Below are 19070 nucleotides of genomic sequence, written 5' to 3'. Positions count from 1 at the left end.
CTCCTCTATTCAATAATTTTAAATAGCCTTTTCTAAAATTTCTTTCACTACTTCTCTATCATCAAAATGTATTTTTGTATTTCCTATAATTTGATAATCTTCATGCCCCTTGCCAGCTATTATAAGTAAATCATCATCTTCTAAAATTTTTACTGCTTTTTCTATTGCTTCTCTTCTATCAACAATTCTTTCATATGAAACATTTATAACTTTCATACCTTCTTCTATATCATTAATAATTTTATTTGGATCTTCTGTCCTAGGATTGTCTGAAGTTATTATTGTATAATCTGCAAATTCTCCAACAACCATTCCCATTAAAGGACGCTTTGTTCTATCTCTATCTCCACCACATCCAAATACCACAATAATCTTTCCTTTAGTTATATCCTTTGCCATAACAAGTAGCTTTTCTAATGCATCTGGTGTATGTGCATAATCAACTATTATATTTTTATTTAAATTGTTTTTTACACTTTCAATTCTTCCAGATACTCTTTTAAGATTTCCTATTAAATTTAAAATTTTCTCAATATCTATTCCTAAGGCATAACATGCACCTATTGTTGCTAAAACATTATAAACTGTAAATTTTCCTGGTGAATCAACTTTTATTTTTCTAATAATATTTTTAAAATTAACGATAAAACTTACTGAGTCATTACTATATCTTACTTGAGTTGCTCTAATATCTGCTGTATTACTTATTCCATAAGTTAAAATTTCACAACTTGCTTTTTCTATAAGTTCTTGTGATATCTTATCATCTAAATTAATAACTCCAATTTTACACTTATGAAACAACTTCATCTTTTCATTTTTATATGCCTCCATTGTCCCATGTTCTTCTAAATGATCTTGAGATAAATTTGTAAATACACCAACATTAAAATCACAATAATCTACTCTATTTTTTGATAATGCTGATGATGTAACTTCCATAACAACACTTTTAGCTTCATTATTTATAAACTCTCTTATTACCGCTTGCAATTCTAAAGCCTCTGGAGTTGTTGGATTATTTTTTTCTATGTTTATATCACAACCATCAAGTTCATATCCTAAAGTTCCTATTATACCAGTCTTTTTTCCATATCCCTCAAGTATATCTCTTATATAATGTATAACCGTAGTTTTTCCGTTTGTTCCAGTTACTCCTACTAATTCAACCTCTTTAGATGGATTTTCATAAAATGAATTTGAAAGACAAGCTAATGCTTTTCTTGTGTTCTTAACATTTATAACTACAATTTCCTTATTCCTAAGCTCAATCTCCGCTTCTACAACTATAGCAATTGCACCTTTTCTAATTGCCTCTTTAATAAAATTATGACCATCTACACTATTGCCTTTTATACATACAAATAATGAATCTTTTGATACTCTCCTTGAATCATAACTTATACTATTAATCTTAACATCTAAATTCCCATTTACTAATATATAATCAATATCTTTTAATACTTCATGTAATTTCATTCTTATTCCTCCATTAATTGGTTAACCTAAGCAATCATTTTAAACCAAAATTTTCTTTATAGTATCATTATATACAATATTTTAACTATAAATAGTGCATATATTGCTTGATATATTGTAAAAAGTGCTATATGATTGTTTATATTATTTACAATATCTATATCATAATAAAAACAAAGTTCTTTAATTAAAATAAAATATATACATTGCAACTTTAAATCTTCAACAAAATATTCAAAAATTATTATTACAATATATATAATCATAGCCATATATAGAAAGGTGAATTTTAAATGAGTAATATTCATTCTAATAACAAATCAGGATATTTACATAGTGACTTTAAATTGTTTCATATAAAAGATAAGAAAAATCAAGAATTTGAATTTCATTACCATGATTTTAATAAAGTAATTATATTTCTATCTGGTAAAGTAACTTACTTAATTGAAGGAAAAGCATACTATTTAAAGCCTTGGGATATTTTACTTGTAAACAACCATGATGTTCATAAACCTATAATTGATCCTTCTGAAACTTATGAACGAATAATTATTTGGGCTAATTCAGACTTTATTAAAAATCATAATTATGAAAACTGTGATCTTTCTGAATGTTTTAAATTAGCAAATGAAAAAAGCTTCAACCTTATAAGACTTGAAGCTAACATTCAAAATAATATTAAATCATTAATAGGCTCTCTTGAATCCTCTTTAAATTCCTCTGAATTTGGTAGTAAACTTTTAAGTAATTCATTATTTATTCAATTAATTATATATTTAAACAGAATATATCTTGGTAATATGTATATAAATGATTATGAATCTCTTAAATACGATAAACAAATTGAAAATATTTTAAAATATATAAATAGTAATTTATCTGAGAATCTTTCTATTGAATCTATATCTGAAAAATTTTATATTAGTAAATATTATCTTATGCATAAATTTAAAAAAGAAACTGGATACACATTGCATAATTATATACTTCAAAAAAGATTAATTATGGTAAAAGATCTTATATCAAATGGAGAACCTATTGTAAAAGCATCTATACAGTGTGGCTTTAATGATTATTCTAGCTTTCTACGATCATTTAAAAAATTATTTAATAAATCTCCTAGAGAGTTTTTAATTTAAAATTATTTAATAATTACTATAGTATATATTTCATGGATAGTTTAAAAATAATAATGTAACTTATAGCTATTAATAATATTCTCTTAAATAATTAAAAAATATTTTAAACAAAAAAATATAACTATAGGAGTGATCAATTTTGGATTTAGAATATGTAAAAGGTAAACCTCTATTTACTAATATAAACAAAATAAATCATCAATTTAACTATTTAACAGAAAACTTAGAAACAGATGTAATAATTATAGGTGGTGGTGTAACTGGATGCATTTGTGGATATTACCTTTCAAAAAATAATATAAAAACTACTATTCTTGAGAAAGGAAGAGTTGCCCATGGAAGTACAAGTATAACCACCTCACTTTTGCAATATGAACTAGATGATAATATCTCACAATTATCAAATATATTAGGACTTGAAAATTGTTTAAAAGCTTATAATCTTGGTTTATTAGCTTTAAAAGAAATTGACGACTTTATATGTGAATATGGTAATAAATGTGATTATATTAAACGAGATACTTTACTATATACAGCTACTAATTTAGAAGAAAAAGCTATAAAACAAGAATATTCATTAAGAAAAGAGAATGGATTCGATGTTGAATATGTAGATTCCTCTAATAATAAATATCCTTTTGAATTAAAAGCAGGAGTGACTAGTAAAAATGGAGGTATAGAAATAGATCCTTATAAATATACTATGCAGTTACTTAATGTAAGTATTGATATGGGACTTAATATTTATGAAAATACTGAAGTTAAAAATATACATTATTATGATGATTATATAGAAGTAGAAACATCTTATGGCTATAAAGTAAAAGGTAAAAAAGTAATTGTTGCTACGGGATATAATACTGCATTATTTACAAATAGAAATTTTGGAACTAAATTTTGTACTTTTAATATAGCAACAAAGCCAATTGAAAATCTTAATAAATTTTATGATGGAACTTTAATAAGAGATAATTCTGACCCTTACAACTATATTAGAAGTACTGTAGATAATAGAATTATTATTGGAGGAGAGGATATTAGTTTTGAGCAAATGCAAAATAAAGAGTTAGTAAAACAAAAATATGATATCTTAGAACAAAGATTAAAATCTATATTTAAAAATATAAAAAATATTGAAATAGACTATAAATATTGTGGATGTTTTATATCTACAAATGATAATTTAGGTTTTATAGGAAATGATAAAAATAAAAATTTATGGTATTGTCTAGGGTATGGAGCAAATGGAATTTTATTTGCTATACTTGGGGGGATGTTCTTAAGTAAACTATATAAAAAAGAAGTAGTTAAAGATTTAGAGCTATTTAAAGTCAATAGATTTGATTCTTAATAGATTAACAACTATTTACTTACTAATTCTTCTTAAATCAATTTTCTTATAATCTTTATGAATATATTTTATCTTTAAGCACAAAATATCAATGTTAGTAAAATTTATAGGAGGTTATTAAATGGGTAACTTAAGTAAAACTGATGCACAAGAAATGGCTAGAAAGATGATGATTGATGGTGAACCTTTCGATACCATAATGGAAAAAACTAATTTAAGATTAAAAGATTTAAAGAAAATTAGAAGAAAAGAAATAGATTCTCATTTTTAAACTAACTTAAAATTTAATATTAAAACTATAAATTATATATACTATAGTCTATAGTTTATTTAACAAACCTAGTGTTTAATAACTTTATTTTTATTAAATACTAGGTTTGTTTTTCAAAAATATCAACACTATGTTAAAACATAGACTGGAAGTTAAATCTATAGAATAGGTTGTATATAAATTTAATACAACTTATTTTCTTTCTACTACTACAAGAAGTGGTGCATCTACACTTCTATTTAAAAAACTATGTAACATTACTCCATATTGATTCTTTGGCAGTGATTCAAGATATGATATAATACAAGATTCTTCTATCTTGCCTTCATCATGTCCTCTATAAATACAAATAGTCATTATTCCCCCTTTATTTAAGATTTTTAATCCATCTTTGATACTTTTTAATGAAGTTTCATTTTTGGTTGTAATACTTTTATTTCCTCCAGGTAAAAAACCCAAATTGTACATAATACAATCTACTGGTTCAGATATATACTCTTTTATAAGATGATGTGAAGCATTTATAATGTTAACATTATCTTTTTTATTGTTTATATAATTGTCACATGCACATTTTTGAATTTCAAAAGCATATACCAATTTAAAATTATTCGCTAAAAAATCTGTATCATTTCCATTACCTAAAGTTGCATCTATAGCAATTTCTTTATTATATAAAAATTCTTTTATTATATAATGAGATATTTTACTTACATCTCCTACATACCTAAAAAATGGTAAATTATTATTCATAAAATCACCTTCTAACTAAATTTCTGCTTCTATACATAGTAATTTTACAACAAATTTAAGCTAATTACATATAAAAATATTATTATAAATACATTTTATTACTTTTTTGAATTAAAATTACTTATTTTGTTATCTTTTATTTATTAATTTAATTCTTTTTAATGAGTTTTATTATCTTTTGTTTAATTTTTTGTGGTTTTTTTAAAAATATCATATTTTACTTTTAATAATATTAATATTATTAAAACTTAATACGAATATTATAATGGAAAGATTAATATTATATTGAAAATTTTATATTTATACTATATTTACTTATTTTTATATTATAAATATATCTAATTTATAAAAAATTGCTAACCAACTGCGGAGCATAATTTTTTTAGCCATACCTCTTTCCAAAAATAGTACAGAAATAATGGTATGGCATATGATTATTTTTAATAAATGGAAAATATACTTTAAAGGAGGTAAAGTCTAAGTTTTAATAGACTAATATATGCTTAAATATTCTTTAGTAAAAATAACCTCTATTGATGATAAGACATCAACTAATGGAATAGTAGATAAATTTCGAAATAATACTTTAACTATGTTTGCTGATGAAAAAACCGAATTAAAATTTAATGAAGAAATTTTTATAAATATTTTTGATAAAGATGATGGGATTTCTATATATAGTGGTGTTATTTGTAACATATTTGAAAATACTATAACAATTAATAATGTGAAATATCTATTTTCTAATAATAGAAGAGATAGTAATAGAATAATTGTAAATATTCCATTACAGATAAATAAGATACGTAAAAAATCAAAAGAGGCTATTACTTTATCTAAACCAATTTTAATGACAAGTAAAAATCTAAGTATTAATGGTATATTATTAGAATCGCCATTAAATATACCTAAAAATATAAATTTCTTTATCGAACTACCTATAGATAATAACTTTATATCTATAGAAACATTCACTAAAAGAAAATATGAAAAAAATAATTTATATTATTATGGTTGTGAGTTTAATATACATAATGATTCCAACAATTCTTACTTGGAAAATTTTATACTTAAAAATTATAATTCAAAATTTTTCAAATATTATCCAAAATAATTTTAACTACATATATGAAACTTACTACTTTAAATTTTAGTTCACTATTAACAGAACAAAGCGGCTATACTACGTTTGAATGGAGAATGGATGCTTTACCTTAAATTTTATCATCCTTTCAGTGTTCTGAGTTTTTATAACTGCTCTATATATTTAAAGAGGACTATTTTTTAATAGTCCTCTTTAAATATTGTAAATTTTAAATTTCTATATTATAAGCTAGCTATTGTATCAAGTGCAACTTCCATCATTGCTTTAAATGTTGTTTGTCTTTCTTCTGCACTTGTAACTTCTTTTGTTATAAAATGATCACTTACTGTAAGTAATGTTAATGCATTAACTCCATATTTAGCTGCAATTGTGTATAATGCTGCTGATTCCATTTCTACTCCTAGGCAACCAAAGTTAGCCCATTTCTTCCAATCTTCATCATCATCACCATAGAATATATCTGAACTATATACACTTCCTACTTTAGGTTCAAATCCTTTTGCTACTGCTATATCATAAGCTGGTTTTAATAAATCAAAACTTGCTGTTGGTGCAAATGTTCTTCCTTGGAATCTTACTAAATTAAGATTTGAATCTGTACAAGTTGACATTGCTATTATAAGATCTCTTATTTTAACTCTTTCATGATATCCACCACAAGTTCCAACTCTTATAAGATTTTTAACACCATAACTTTCAATTAATTCCGTAGCATATATGGACATTGATGGTATACCCATTCCTGTTCCTTGAACTGAAATTCTTTTTCCCTTATATGTTCCTGTAAATCCATACATTCCTCTAACTTCATTATAGCAAACTACATCTTCTAAAAATGTTTCAGCTATAAATTTGGCTCTTAAAGGATCTCCTGGTAATAATACACTTTCTGCTATAGCACCTTCTGGTGCATTAATATGAATACTCATTTTATACCTCCACTTATCTCGTTTTAATTATATTTAACTTAATATTTATATTATTGTATAACTATAAAATAACATTAAAATTTGCCTTTTAGATTTTTCATACTATAATAATAACTCTTTTTACATTCTTAATTAAAATTACTTTAATATTGACTTAACTTCTTCTATAATTGCTTTACTAGTTAAATTGTATTTTTCCATAAGTTCATCTGGAGTTCCAGATTCACCAAACGTATCTTTAATTCCAACCATCTTAATTAATGTAGGACATTCACCACATATAACTTGAGATACCATAGCTCCAAGTCCACCTATAACTGAATGTTCTTCTGCAGTAACTATTCCTTTAGTTTCCTTAGCAGCTTTTAAAATTATCTCTCTATCTATTGGTTTTATAGTTGAAATATTTATTACTCTTGCTTTAATTCCTTGTGCTTCTAATTCTTTTGAAGCTTCAATGGCTTTTTGAACCATCATTCCTGTAGCAATAATAGCAACATCATTTCCTTCTCTTAACTCAGTACCTTTTCCAATTTCAAATTTGTAATCATCACCAAATATATCTTCTGTATTACATCTTCCAAATCTTAAGTAAACAGGGCCTTCAAATACGGCTGCTGCCTTTGTTGCAGCCATTGCTTCTCTATGATCTGCTGGTACTATTACTGTCATATTTGGAAGTGAAGTCATAAGTGCTATATCTTCAACTGATTGATGTGATCCACCATCTTCTCCAACTGTAATTCCCGCATGAGTTGCAGCTATCTTCACATTAACTTTTGGGTAACAAATTGAATTTCTTATTACTTCAAAAGCTCTTCCAGTAGCAAAAACAGCAAATGTACTTGCAAAAGGTATATTTCCTACATTAGCAAATCCAGCAGCCATTCCCATTAAGTTTTGTTCTGCTATTCCTGCATTAAAAAATCTATCTTTAAATTCTTCTTTAAATCCATTAGTCTTTGTTGATTTTGAAAGGTCTGCATCTAAAACTACTACCTTTTCATTTTCATGTCCAAGTTCAACTAATGCCATTCCATATGATTCTCTTGTTGCCTTACCCATCTTAAAAATTCCTCCTATCTTCCAAGTTCACTTAATGCTTTATTTTTCTGCTCTTCATTAGGTGCTTGACCATGCCATCCTGCTTGATTTTCCATAAAGCTAACACCTTTACCTTTTACAGTTTTAGCAACTATTACACTTGGCTTATCTTTACATTCATCAACCTTTAAGAATGCTTCATTAATCTTGTCAAAATCATTACCATCTTCACAAAGAACAACATTCCATCCAAAGCTTTCAAATTTCTTATCTAAAGGAGTAATCCCCATTACATCTTCATTCTTCCCATCAATTTGAAGACCATTGTTGTCAATTATAGCAACTAAATTATTTAATTTATAATGAGCTGCTGCCATTGAAGCTTCCCAAACTAATCCTTCTTGTAATTCTCCATCTCCTAAAAGTACATAAACTTTAGCATCATTTTTTTGTGTTTTAAGTCCTAGTGCCATTCCAACTGAATTTGATATTCCTTGACCTAATGAACCTGTTGAAACGTCAACTCCTGGAACATGTTTAGAATCTGGATGTCCTTGAAGAAGTGCCCCTGTTTTTCTTAAACTTTTTAATTCTTCTTTAGAGAAATATCCTTTTTCAGCTAATACAGCATAAAGAGCTGGAGCTGCATGACCTTTACTTAACACAAATCTGTCTCTATTTGCATCTTTTGGATTTTTTACATCAACGTTCATCTTTTCATTATATAAATATGTTATTATTTCTGAACAAGATAATGATCCACCGGGATGTCCTGATTTTGCTTCATAGATCATTTCTATAATATCTTTTTTAACTTCTTTTAATGTAGAAACTAAATTTTCTTTATTCATTTATATATTCACCAACCAATCTTTTCAATTTGTACTATAGGATTATTATTGAAGCCCATTTTAAATAGGCTTCAATAATAATTTAACAGTAAATAAAATATTAAATTTATTGTTAATATAATTAAATAAGTTTTTCTAATACTGATTCTCCAATTGTATTTTCAGGCATATTTAATTCAAAGTTATCAGCTATTGTTGCACCAATAGTAGCAAAGCTTTTAGCAGTTTCCATTACTCCATGTTCTTTCATAGATGGCGAATAAGCTAAAAATGGAACATATTCACGAGTATGATCAGTACCACTATATGTTGGATCATTTCCATGATCTGCTGTTATTATTAATAAATCATCTTCTTTTAACTTATCTAATACCTTTCCTAAGTTAACATCAAATTTTTCTAATTCTTCAGCATAACCAACTGGATTTCTTCTATGACCCCATAAAGCATCGAAATCAACTAAATTAACAAAACATAATCCTTTAAAATCTTTATCCATTATTTCTAATGTTTGCTCCATTCCATGAACAGAACTCTTTGATTTATTAGATTCTGTAACCCCTTCCCCATCGAATATATCATTTATTTTTCCAACTGATATTACATCAAATCCATTATCTTTTAATGTATTAAGAACAGTTTTTCCATATGGTTTTAATGCATAATCATGTCTATTACTTGTACGCTTAAATTCCCCTTTTTTCTCTCCTAGATATGGTCTTGCAATTATTCTTCCAACTTTCCATTCATCTTTAAGTGTAATTTCTCTTGCAATTTCACAACAACGATAAAGTTCATCTAAACCAAAAGTTTCTTCATGTCCACAAATTTGTAAAACAGAATCAGCCGAAGTATAAACTATCATATCCCCTGTTTCCATTTGGTGTTCACCAAGTTCATCTAATATTTCAGTACCACTAGCACTTTTATTTCCAACTATATTATGACCCGTTCTTTTTATTAATTCATCTAATAATTCTTGTGGAAAACCTGTATCTGTGAATGTTTTAAAAGGAGTATCAATTCTTAATCCCATCATTTCCCAATGACCAGTCATTGTATCTTTTCCAACACTTGCTTCACCCATTTTCATGTAATGTGCTAAAGGTTTTTCAACACTCTCTACATTTTTTATTGGATGTAGATTTGCAATCCCCAATTTTTGTAGATTAGGAATTTTAAAACTTTCTACTGATTCTGCTATATGCCCAAGAGTATCTACATCTTTATCTCCATATTTTTCTGAGTCTGGCATAGCTCCTACACCAAGTGAGTCTATTACAATTGTAAAAATTCTATTATACTTCTTCATACTTATTTATTCCTTTCTTACATTAACTTTATCTATATAAAGTTAACTTGATTATATTTTATTTATTTTTTTATTATAGATTTAATTTTATGTATTAAATCCTCTAAATTTTATGTTTATATTAATCTTAAATAATATTTATTCCCTTTATTTATAACTTAATCATATAAAATAATAGATCAAATAGACAATTATATTGGTCTATTATTTTTTAAGACAACCTATATTAAAGTAATAAATCCTACAATCATTGCACTTAAAACACTAACAGCAAATCCACCTATCATAGCTTTAAAAGCTAATCTAGCAAGAGTATTTCTTTTTTCTGGACATAATGCTGCAATACCAGAAATACAAACTCCCATACTAGAAATATTAGCAAATCCACAAAGTGATATAGTAAGTACTAAAGCTGTTCTATGATTTAAATTCGTAATTATTTGTCCCAAATCTTGAAACGCAACAAACTCATTTAAAACTAACTTACTTCCTAATAATTGACCAGCTGTAAGTATTTCTGAACCTTGTAAACCCATAAAAAATCCAATTGGAGCAAATACATAAGAAAAGATTTGTTGTAGAGTTATTCCAAACATGCCAAGAATACCATTAACTAATGCTACTAAAGATATAATTGCAAGTAATGAAGTACCTATTGCTACTGCTGTTTGGAAACCATTCATAGCACCTTCTGAAATAGCAGAGATAAGGTTTTCATTATTCCCTTTATTATCCATGCTTACATTTTCAATTAATTTTGTCTCCTCTTTTTCAGGTAATAATAATTTTGATATTGCAATACTTCCCATTGGTACCATAGCACTTGCTATTAATAAATATTCCATTGGAATTCCAAGTCCTGTATATCCACCTATTATAGTAGCAGACATACTTCCCATTCCTGATACTAATACAACTATGATTTCACTGTCAGTCATTCTGTTTAAATATTTGCTTACTAATATTGGACTTTCTGTTTGTCCCAAAAACATATTAGCAACAGCTACAAAACTTTCTACTTGAGTTGTACCTAAAATTTTTCCAATTGCTTTTCCTATTATTTTTACTATAAATCCTAAGATCCCTAAATAATATAATGCAGCAACCAACGCTGAAATAAAAACAATATTTCCCAATACTTGGATTGCAAATATCATTCCTGTTGGCGCTGATGAATTTCCAATACTTCCAAATAAAAATCCTATACCTTCTTTACCATAATCAAGTACCTGAGTAACTATATCAGAAGCTTTTAAAACTACTGTTCTTCCTAATGGAAACTTTACCAATAAAAATGCAACTACAAATTGTATACCAATTGCTTTTATTACAGTTTTATATGGAATACTTTTTCTGTCTGAAGATAAAAAATACATTAACCCTATTACTAAGATTATTCCTACTAAATTTATAATTATACTCATGCCTCTTCTCCTGTCTTTTATAATAGTATAAATTTATCTTCATAAAATCTCATACCTTTTAAACATTGTTTTTATAGAAGAAAATTTCACAATTAATATCTAATAATTTAAACATATTATATTTTAATAACCCTCTAAAATATCATACTCATTAATTAAGACATCAATTATGAAATTTTCTTCATTTCAATAACTATTTATTTTCTTCTTTTTCTTTATCAGCTTTTATTAAATTTCTAATTCCTTCTATTGCAACCTTTATTGCTGCATCTGTATCATGAACTTGTTTATTTTCTAAACCAGATTTTTCACGTTCTTGGTTAGCTATTGCTAAAAATACTGAACCCACACGTACTTTTAAATAACTTGATACTATAAATAACGCAGCTGATTCCATTTCTGATGCAAGACATCCACATCTTAACCATGCATTCCATTTATCCATCAATTCATAGCTGACAGGTTTTGTTTCTGGTGAATGTTGGCCATAAAATGAATCTTTACATTGTACAACACCAACATGGTATTCTTCTTTCAATGTTTTAGAAGCTTGTACTAGCGAATTTACCACATCAATATTAGCAACAGCTGGGAACTCTATTGGTGCATATTCCTTACTAGTTCCTTCCATTCTAATTGCTCCAGTAGCTATAACCATGTCTCCACCTTTAACATTAATGTCCATTCCGCCACATGTACCTACTCTAACAAACGTATCTGCTCCACATTTTACCAATTCTTCCAATGCTATAGCAGCTGATGGACCACCAATTCCTGTTGAAGTAACGCTTACCTTAACTCCATCCAAATATCCTGTATAAGTAACATACTCTCTTTTATCAGCAACTAATTCAGCATTATCAAAATAAGCTGCAATCTTCTTACATCTTTTAGGATCTCCTGGTAATATTACATATTTACCAACTTCTCCTTCTGCTACATCTATATGATATTGTTTTCCTGAACCTTGTGAATAATTCATATTAATCCCTCCAATTTTATTATGTACATTTATTTTAGTTTAATACTTCTGTATAAATCATAATAAGAATACGGTTACAAAGACCTTTTAAAAAACATATAGCAAACATGAACTTCAAGTTGTATACTATGTTGTATTCTTGTCTATATTTAAATAATAGCATGTATATTCTTTGTATGTCAAGCGTTTTCATGAAATTTATTCCACCTATAACATTCTTTTATACCTGTTATTTAAACAGCTCTACTCCTTTGATTTTAGTAGAATTAGACTAATCATTAATACGCTATTAAACATTTATACATATCATTTAATTATTTAATTAGCCATATTACACAAATGCGGTTATAATAATAAGATATAGATATTAATATTATTTTTAACTTGTATACTTGTCTAAAACTTGTTTATACTAGTATTATAATTATATAGAAATCGTTTTATAATAGAACCAAGGCATAATAAAAAAGTAACAAATTCATCTGCCTAATATATTTAATACATATAATCTATTAAAATATTAAAATTTATCTTTTAACCTCCGTTAAATACTCTTTAAATATGTTGAAAGATAACAATTTCTATATTTATAAACAACTTAATTTAAAGTTATAAATATATTTTTGCATTTATATTATTTAATTATTCTTCAATTTAAAATTATAAACTAAAATAGTAAATTCTATAGAAAGGTGATATTTTATGAATGACATTAATTTAATTCAGAAACCAAAAGAGTTAAGATACGTTACTGTATACAATAAACTCTTTAAAATGATAAATGAAGGAACCTTTGCTGAAGGAAGCAGATTACCAACCGAACCCGAATTAGCCAAATTTATAGGGGTGAGTCGAACAACTTTAAGACAAGCTCTTGCTTTATTACAAGATGATGGTTTAGTTAAAAACATTCGAGGAAAAGGTAACTTTATAGTAAAATCTAAAACTAACAAATTAGATGGTTTAGAGAAAATAGGTCATCCTGTTTATAAATGCATAGATGATGTTATTGATGATGTTGAATTTGCACTTCGTATAGAACCTTCAACAGATTATTTTAACCAAATTTTAATAAAAAAAACTGCTGCTGTTGTATTAATTGATAGATGGTACAAAACCAAAGAAAATACTGTAGCCTATACCTTTACCTTAATACCAATTGAAACCATATCAAAATTTAATATAAATTTAAATAATAAAGATGAAGTTCTTAAATTTTTAGAAAATGATATTTATGAATTAGCTAACAATGTATTAACTGAAATAAAATATTCAACTTCTGGAAATTTTGCAGCAAAAAAACATCAAATTTCATCTGAAGATAAATTTCATTTAATTCAAGAAACTATATGTAAAGATGATAATTTTCCTATTGTATCAAATAAACACTATTTACCTATTAAATCAAGTTCCATTAAGCTTTGTCCTGTAAAATAATAAAATAAAGCCTTAATTTTAGTTAAACATAATTTTATCTAAGATTAAGGCTTTATGTATATTAAAATATAATTATTTATTCAAACTTTATTATAAAATTCGGATTTTTTTTAATATATCTTCTAATTTTTCTATATAAACTCCTTACTCTACTGTTGAACCATAGGATTTATAAGTATTCTAAGATTTATATTAATAAGCAAACTTTATTGGAACTTATATATATTTTATTTTTATGATATACTATATTTTGTAAGTTTATATTATGATATTTTATTATAATATAAAAAATTTTTATTTTACGAGGTGTTGTTATGACTGAATTATTTACAAAAGAAAAAATAAATTCGGGACGTCAGAAAGAACTTGATATTGCAAAAGGTTTAGCTATTTTATTTATGATATTAGTTCATATTAATGAAGTTTATGTTCATCCAAGTCTTGAAACTTCTATGTATAGCAAAATTATTGAATTCATTGGTAGCCCTCCTGCTGCACCAATCTTTATGTTTTTACTAGGACTAGGTATTGTCTATTCAAAACGTAGTAATCCAAAATACTTAATAAAAAGAGGTATTCTAATATTTTTATTAGCATATGCTTTAAACTTTTTTAGAGATTTTATACCTTTTAATCTTCTATCTATTCTTGATTCTGATCCAAGCTATAAGGAAGAAGCAATTTCTTCTTTATTCGGGATAGATATTTTACCATTTGCCGGATTAACTTTTTTATTTTTTGGTATTGTTAAAAAATTAAAATTTAAGGATTCACATATAGCAATTACATGGTGTATTTTTGAAACACTAAATCTTTTCCTTAGGGATAACTCTACAGGAATGATAGTTACTGATAGAATTTTTGGAGTACTATGGGGAACAAATGATTATTCATGGTTTCCATTTTTATCTTGGATAGCTTTCCCTATCTTTGGATATTTTTTTGGTAAATTACTTATAAGGTGTAAAAATAAACAACTTTTTTATAAAAAGTGTTTTATCATATCATTAGTAGCATTAGTACCCTTAGTTATATATGCTTACATAAACGGTGTAGAATTTGGTGCATTTGGAGATGAATTATATCAAGAAACATATTATCACCATGATATTATGGGAAATATTATATTAGGTACATTTTCGGTATTTTGGATTAGTATAATTTATTTTATTACAAATTACATACCTGAAAAAATATATATACATTTTGCTAGATGGAGTAAAAACATCACTAAGATGTACTGTGTCCACTGGATACTTCTAGGATATTCAATGTTATTATTCGAACTAGAATCATATATGCCTATTAAGATCTTGGGGTTATTTATTGTAATATTTATAATAACAGATATTATATGTACAAAACTTTCAAAAATCAAAAAAAAATCTGCTATAAAAACTAATCCTAGCGCAGCATATTAAAAAATATGTTCTATATTTAAAAAATACTGATATTGTAAATATAAAAAACTTATATGCAAATCATTTCTGATGTCTAAAAAAACCTTCAGATAATTTTTATCTGAAGGTTTTTTAATTAAATTAATTTATATGCTCTATTTAAGTTTAAATAATTGAATTTCATTTTCAAATGTATTAGTAAGATCATTAAGATTATTAGCTGTTATAGATACTCCCTCACAACCTTCATTCATTTCACTTAAAGAAGCCACTACTTCCTCTGATGCAGCTGACATTTCTTGTGCAATAGATGTGGATTTTTCTATTTTTTCAAATATTGTATTCTTTTCTTTATTAATATCTTGTGATGCAACATTTAAATCGTTTATTCTTGGAACTATTTCATCAATAGATACAATAATGTTTTTAAATGAAGATAAAGAATCTGTTATTACTAAAGAAGATTCTGTTAATTTGCCGTTTATTATACTACTATCATCTACAATAGCTTTTGTATCTTCTGAAACACCATTTATTAAATTAGTAATATTATTAGATGATTCTCTACTTTGTTCTGCTAACTTTCTTATTTCATCTGCAACAACTGCAAATCCTTTTCCTGCTTCTCCTACTCTTGCTGATTCAATAGCTGCATTTAATGCTAATAAATTAGTTTGTTCAGCTATACCATTTATTAAACTTGTTATATTACTTACTTCATTTATTGTAAGACTCAAATTAGAAATTTTAACTACAAACGACTTTATTGATTGTTGTATATATTTAAATGTTTCTGCTAACTCGTCCATCTTTATACTGCTTAAATTAGCTCTTTCTGTAATCTCATTAGAACTTTTATTTAAGTATTGTAAATTATTAATAAAATTATCAATATTATTTGAAAAATTATTTAATATCGATGTAATTTCAACCATATCTCCTGCTTGTTCTTCTGCTCCTGTTGCAACATTACCTATTGCTTCAGAAATACTATTCATAGAACATGTTAATGCATTTGAAACTCCTTTTAAATTTTCTGATTTTGTATCAATATCAGTACTCTTTTCTTTTAATCCACTAACTATATTATTAAAACTTTCTATTGTTCTATTTATATAGTTTTTCATTTGATCAAATTCATTTTCTCCATTAATCTCAGCTTTAATACTTAAGTTTCCTGAAGCAACTTCTTCTAATGCACCATTTATTTCTTTTACTTCTTTTTTAAACATTTCTACAATTTTTAATGCAATAAAGCTAAAAACAACTATACATATAACTATAGCTGCTAAATATGTTATCATAGCGTATTTATATAAACTATCGCATGATGTTTTATCATTCACTGCCCATTCTTTTATGTAACTTTTTAACCATTCTACATTTTCATCTATTGTTTTTTCTAATTGTGCTAACCTTTGTTTTGAGGATTGATCTATTGTTTGTCCATTTTTATATAAATTAAGAGCCTCATTAGTTAACTTATAGTATTCTTCATAAGATTCATGAATTTTCTTAATAGCATTATCTTCTTCTTCTGTTTGGTTATCAGTAGCTGTATACTCATTATAGTTTTTCATTATTATATCATTATTTTCTTTTATTGCATCAATATACTTTGAATCAAAAGAATCTTGAGCACTTAATCTATTAGCTTTCATATCTGACATATTTGTATCAATCTGTTGAAGGTTATCAGTCCATTCATAATAACCATAGATCCACTCAACATTTTCATTTATTTTACGAATAAGTATACTTCCACCGACTCCTATAGCTAATGTGAATATGCACGAAAGTATACAAAGCATGACAATTACTTGTCTCATTTTAAATTTTGATAGAATTTTGTTCATATAAATTCTTCCTCCCTTGTTTATTATTCCCCCAATGTATTATCGTATTTTTTTTAAAATACTTAATATATTATAACAAAAGTATCTATCTTTGTTATAATAAATAGATACTTTTTTGTCTAAAATTACTATAAATATAATTTAGTTTCAATTCTCCTGTCATATTCTGACCAATTTCCTGGTTCAGTTTTATCTTTTAACTGGGAAATTTTATTCATAGTTGCATCTATTGAATCTGCATAATTAAGTATAAATGCTTCTTCCATTTTCATTTCCCTTGGAGAACCATATTCAAGCTTACCATGGTGTTGAACAATACATCCTTTTATTCTCATAACAAAATCCTCTGAATATAAAGATATATTTTGATTAATAGCTCTGTCTATCATTTCTACACCTATAACAATATGTCCCTCTAATTCACCCCTAAGTGTATATTTAAAAGGTCCTTCATATGATAATTCATGAATTTTTCCGATATCATGAAGCTTTGCTGCAAGCATTGCAGTTTCAGTTCTTCTACAACCATATCTTTCACAAAGAATAGCTGTTAAATGCATGACATTTAAAGTATGTTCTGCAAGTCCACCCAAATAATTGTGATGCATAGAAACACCACCTATTCCTTTTTTAAATTTTTTTAAAAATTCTTCATTCTTAAAAAAATAATCATTTAAAGCTCTTCCTTCTCGTGAAATTATATACTTATTTGTATATTCTTCAATTTCATCCATTATTTCTTCAATAGGTCTATTTACAGTTGGAAGATAATCAGAAATATCATATTCTGAAATAAATTCATATTTCTTAATATCTAAATTAATATCTTTAGTCCCTTCCACAGCTATTACTCTACCTTCTGTAATATCTCCTTTTTTACTTAAAACATTAGCTTTTGCTTCACCACTTTTATCTGCTAATATACATACAACTTTATTAGCATCCTTAAATATTATTCTCATTACCATTAATGATGTTTTTATATCACTTCCTGATTTTATATCACATAAAAATGTTTCTTTTGTATTCATAGAATCCTCCAATTTAATTTTATTTTATAAATTTTATTATATGTAAAAATTATTTTTATAGTTATTTAAATATAGTTTAGTAAAGATTAAAATTTATTTAATTTAAAATGTTATTTTTAATGTAATTTAAAGTTACCTCTTCCCCTTCATTAGCTAATTTATTAAGTAAAAATTCTAACATTTCTCGTGTATCTTTATGTAAAATATAATGTTCTTTTCCAAGTTCATAATACTCTAATGCACTCTTATCTGTATATTTCTCCTTTTGATAATTCATTGAAGCACACATTCTATCTATAAACATTTCTATAACATATCTTACAGGCATATTCATTCCAATTAATCCTTCTCTAGAATCTACGCCGTAATCTATCCAATACTCAAAATGATGTTTATTTCTTCCTTTATGATGAAGCCACGCTGATGAATACCCTTCTTTTATTTTTTGTATACCATTTGGACTAACATCTCCTCTGTAATATTTAATTCCTGCTGAAAATTCTACCCATGAATATTTAGAAAAGTCATGTAAAAGTCCTTGTTTATATAAGCCTACTTTAAAGCAATATTTCATAACAAGCAACTTATGATTTGTTATTGTTTTGAAATGATTTAATATATTCATATGTCCCCCTCTATCCAAATAATATACTTTTAATTTATTTCAGTCATTACTCATAATACCATTATTTATAATAAAAAA

General features: G+C 26.0%; 17 protein-coding genes. 6 read left to right on the top strand and 11 right to left on the bottom strand.

What is annotated here, in order from left to right:
• Positions 1 to 18: 18 nt before the first annotated feature.
• Entirely contained in the window at positions 19 to 1479 is a 1461-nt protein-coding gene (locus KYD98_RS14395) for a UDP-N-acetylmuramoyl-L-alanyl-D-glutamate--2,6-diaminopimelate ligase (protein ID WP_219780742.1), read from the bottom strand.
• Positions 1480 to 1772: 293 nt separating this feature from the next.
• Between KYD98_RS14395 and KYD98_RS14390 the strand changes: the two genes are divergently transcribed.
• The 3 genes from KYD98_RS14390 (at position 1773) to KYD98_RS14380 (ending at position 4243) form a co-directional block, all read left to right on the top strand.
• On the top strand, positions 1773 to 2621 hold the full coding sequence (locus KYD98_RS14390) for an AraC family transcriptional regulator (protein ID WP_219780741.1): 849 nt from the start codon (positions 1773 to 1775) through the stop codon (positions 2619 to 2621).
• 139 nt (positions 2622 to 2760) lie between these two features.
• Positions 2761 to 3972 (top strand): NAD(P)/FAD-dependent oxidoreductase, encoded by a 1212-nt coding sequence (locus KYD98_RS14385; protein WP_219780740.1) that lies wholly within the window; start codon positions 2761 to 2763, stop codon positions 3970 to 3972.
• A gap of 121 nt (positions 3973 to 4093) precedes the next feature.
• Positions 4094 to 4243 carry a hypothetical protein gene (locus KYD98_RS14380; protein WP_219780739.1) on the top strand — a complete coding sequence of 50 codons (150 nt, stop codon included), beginning with the start codon at positions 4094 to 4096 and terminating at the stop codon, positions 4241 to 4243.
• 192 nt (positions 4244 to 4435) lie between these two features.
• Here the strand turns inward: KYD98_RS14380 and mnmM are convergent, their stop codons facing one another.
• Positions 4436 to 4996 (bottom strand): tRNA 5-(aminomethyl)-2-thiouridylate-methyltransferase MnmM, encoded by a 561-nt coding sequence (mnmM, locus tag KYD98_RS14375; protein WP_219780738.1) that lies wholly within the window; start codon positions 4994 to 4996, stop codon positions 4436 to 4438.
• A 499-nt stretch (positions 4997 to 5495) separates the two neighbouring features.
• On the opposite strand from mnmM, the gene KYD98_RS14370 reads away from it, so the two are divergent.
• Positions 5496 to 6110, top strand: a complete 615-nt coding sequence (locus tag KYD98_RS14370) for a PilZ domain-containing protein (RefSeq protein WP_219780737.1) — start codon at positions 5496 to 5498, stop codon at positions 6108 to 6110.
• Positions 6111 to 6322: 212 nt separating this feature from the next.
• Here the strand turns inward: KYD98_RS14370 and deoD are convergent, their stop codons facing one another.
• The 6 genes from deoD to udp form a co-directional block, all read right to left on the bottom strand.
• On the bottom strand, positions 6323 to 7030 hold the full coding sequence (gene deoD, locus KYD98_RS14365; protein ID WP_219780736.1) for a purine-nucleoside phosphorylase: 708 nt from the start codon (positions 7028 to 7030) through the stop codon (positions 6323 to 6325).
• Between the two features lie 138 nt (positions 7031 to 7168).
• Positions 7169 to 8095: a transketolase family protein gene (locus KYD98_RS14360; protein WP_219780735.1), complete on the bottom strand. Its 927-nt coding sequence runs from the start codon at positions 8093 to 8095 to the stop codon at positions 7169 to 7171.
• Positions 8096 to 8109: 14 nt separating this feature from the next.
• Complete coding sequence (locus tag KYD98_RS14355) at positions 8110 to 8925, bottom strand: transketolase (RefSeq protein WP_219780734.1); 816 nt, start codon at positions 8923 to 8925, stop codon at positions 8110 to 8112.
• Between the two features lie 121 nt (positions 8926 to 9046).
• Positions 9047 to 10237 carry a phosphopentomutase gene (locus KYD98_RS14350; protein WP_219780733.1) on the bottom strand — a complete coding sequence of 397 codons (1191 nt, stop codon included), beginning with the start codon at positions 10235 to 10237 and terminating at the stop codon, positions 9047 to 9049.
• A 221-nt stretch (positions 10238 to 10458) separates the two neighbouring features.
• A complete protein-coding gene (locus KYD98_RS14345) occupies positions 10459 to 11661 on the bottom strand; it encodes a NupC/NupG family nucleoside CNT transporter (RefSeq protein ID WP_219780732.1) in 1203 nt (400 codons plus the stop codon).
• A 193-nt stretch (positions 11662 to 11854) separates the two neighbouring features.
• Positions 11855 to 12643 (bottom strand): uridine phosphorylase, encoded by a 789-nt coding sequence (gene udp, locus KYD98_RS14340; RefSeq protein ID WP_219780731.1) that lies wholly within the window; start codon positions 12641 to 12643, stop codon positions 11855 to 11857.
• 702 nt (positions 12644 to 13345) lie between these two features.
• Here udp and KYD98_RS14335 point away from each other — a divergent pair.
• Together KYD98_RS14335 and KYD98_RS14330 are read left to right on the top strand one after the other, a co-directional pair.
• Positions 13346 to 14080, top strand: a complete 735-nt coding sequence (locus KYD98_RS14335) for a GntR family transcriptional regulator (RefSeq protein WP_219780730.1) — start codon at positions 13346 to 13348, stop codon at positions 14078 to 14080.
• 314 nt (positions 14081 to 14394) lie between these two features.
• On the top strand, positions 14395 to 15501 hold the full coding sequence (locus KYD98_RS14330; protein WP_219780729.1) for a heparan-alpha-glucosaminide N-acetyltransferase domain-containing protein: 1107 nt from the start codon (positions 14395 to 14397) through the stop codon (positions 15499 to 15501).
• A 134-nt stretch (positions 15502 to 15635) separates the two neighbouring features.
• Here the strand turns inward: KYD98_RS14330 and KYD98_RS14325 are convergent, their stop codons facing one another.
• From KYD98_RS14325 to KYD98_RS14315, 3 genes are all read right to left on the bottom strand, one after another.
• Entirely contained in the window at positions 15636 to 17336 is a 1701-nt protein-coding gene (locus KYD98_RS14325) for a methyl-accepting chemotaxis protein (protein WP_219780728.1), read from the bottom strand.
• Positions 17337 to 17464: 128 nt separating this feature from the next.
• Positions 17465 to 18367: a 3'-5' exoribonuclease YhaM family protein gene (locus tag KYD98_RS14320; protein ID WP_219780727.1), complete on the bottom strand. Its 903-nt coding sequence runs from the start codon at positions 18365 to 18367 to the stop codon at positions 17465 to 17467.
• 97 nt (positions 18368 to 18464) lie between these two features.
• Positions 18465 to 18992 carry a DUF5662 family protein gene (locus tag KYD98_RS14315; RefSeq protein WP_219780726.1) on the bottom strand — a complete coding sequence of 176 codons (528 nt, stop codon included), beginning with the start codon at positions 18990 to 18992 and terminating at the stop codon, positions 18465 to 18467.
• Between the last annotated feature and the right edge of the window lie 78 nt (positions 18993 to 19070).

The organism is Clostridium weizhouense, assembly GCF_019431045.1.
Lineage (GTDB): Bacteria > Bacillota > Clostridia > Clostridiales > Clostridiaceae > Clostridium > Clostridium weizhouense.
The sequence above is the reverse complement of the archived record's forward strand: the minus strand, read 5'-3'. Positions and strand labels throughout refer to the sequence as shown.

What these genes read in the sequence shown, in the direction of transcription:
- KYD98_RS14395 (WP_219780742.1), bottom strand. Translation starts at nt 1,479, where the DNA reads ATGAAATTACATGAAGTATTAAAAGATATTGATTATATATTAGTAAAT.
- KYD98_RS14390 (WP_219780741.1), top strand. Translation starts at nt 1,773, where the DNA reads ATGAGTAATATTCATTCTAATAACAAATCAGGATATTTACATAGTGAC.
- KYD98_RS14380 (WP_219780739.1), top strand. Translation starts at nt 4,094, where the DNA reads ATGGGTAACTTAAGTAAAACTGATGCACAAGAAATGGCTAGAAAGATG.
- mnmM (WP_219780738.1), bottom strand. Translation starts at nt 4,996, where the DNA reads ATGAATAATAATTTACCATTTTTTAGGTATGTAGGAGATGTAAGTAAA.
- KYD98_RS14370 (WP_219780737.1), top strand. Translation starts at nt 5,496, where the DNA reads ATGCTTAAATATTCTTTAGTAAAAATAACCTCTATTGATGATAAGACA.
- deoD (WP_219780736.1), bottom strand. Translation starts at nt 7,030, where the DNA reads ATGAGTATTCATATTAATGCACCAGAAGGTGCTATAGCAGAAAGTGTA.
- KYD98_RS14360 (WP_219780735.1), bottom strand. Translation starts at nt 8,095, where the DNA reads ATGGGTAAGGCAACAAGAGAATCATATGGAATGGCATTAGTTGAACTT.
- KYD98_RS14355 (WP_219780734.1), bottom strand. Translation starts at nt 8,925, where the DNA reads ATGAATAAAGAAAATTTAGTTTCTACATTAAAAGAAGTTAAAAAAGAT.
- KYD98_RS14350 (WP_219780733.1), bottom strand. Translation starts at nt 10,237, where the DNA reads ATGAAGAAGTATAATAGAATTTTTACAATTGTAATAGACTCACTTGGT.
- KYD98_RS14345 (WP_219780732.1), bottom strand. Translation starts at nt 11,661, where the DNA reads ATGAGTATAATTATAAATTTAGTAGGAATAATCTTAGTAATAGGGTTA.
- udp (WP_219780731.1), bottom strand. Translation starts at nt 12,643, where the DNA reads ATGAATTATTCACAAGGTTCAGGAAAACAATATCATATAGATGTAGCA.
- KYD98_RS14335 (WP_219780730.1), top strand. Translation starts at nt 13,346, where the DNA reads ATGAATGACATTAATTTAATTCAGAAACCAAAAGAGTTAAGATACGTT.
- KYD98_RS14330 (WP_219780729.1), top strand. Translation starts at nt 14,395, where the DNA reads ATGACTGAATTATTTACAAAAGAAAAAATAAATTCGGGACGTCAGAAA.
- KYD98_RS14325 (WP_219780728.1), bottom strand. Translation starts at nt 17,336, where the DNA reads ATGAACAAAATTCTATCAAAATTTAAAATGAGACAAGTAATTGTCATG.
- KYD98_RS14320 (WP_219780727.1), bottom strand. Translation starts at nt 18,367, where the DNA reads ATGAATACAAAAGAAACATTTTTATGTGATATAAAATCAGGAAGTGAT.
- KYD98_RS14315 (WP_219780726.1), bottom strand. Translation starts at nt 18,992, where the DNA reads ATGAATATATTAAATCATTTCAAAACAATAACAAATCATAAGTTGCTT.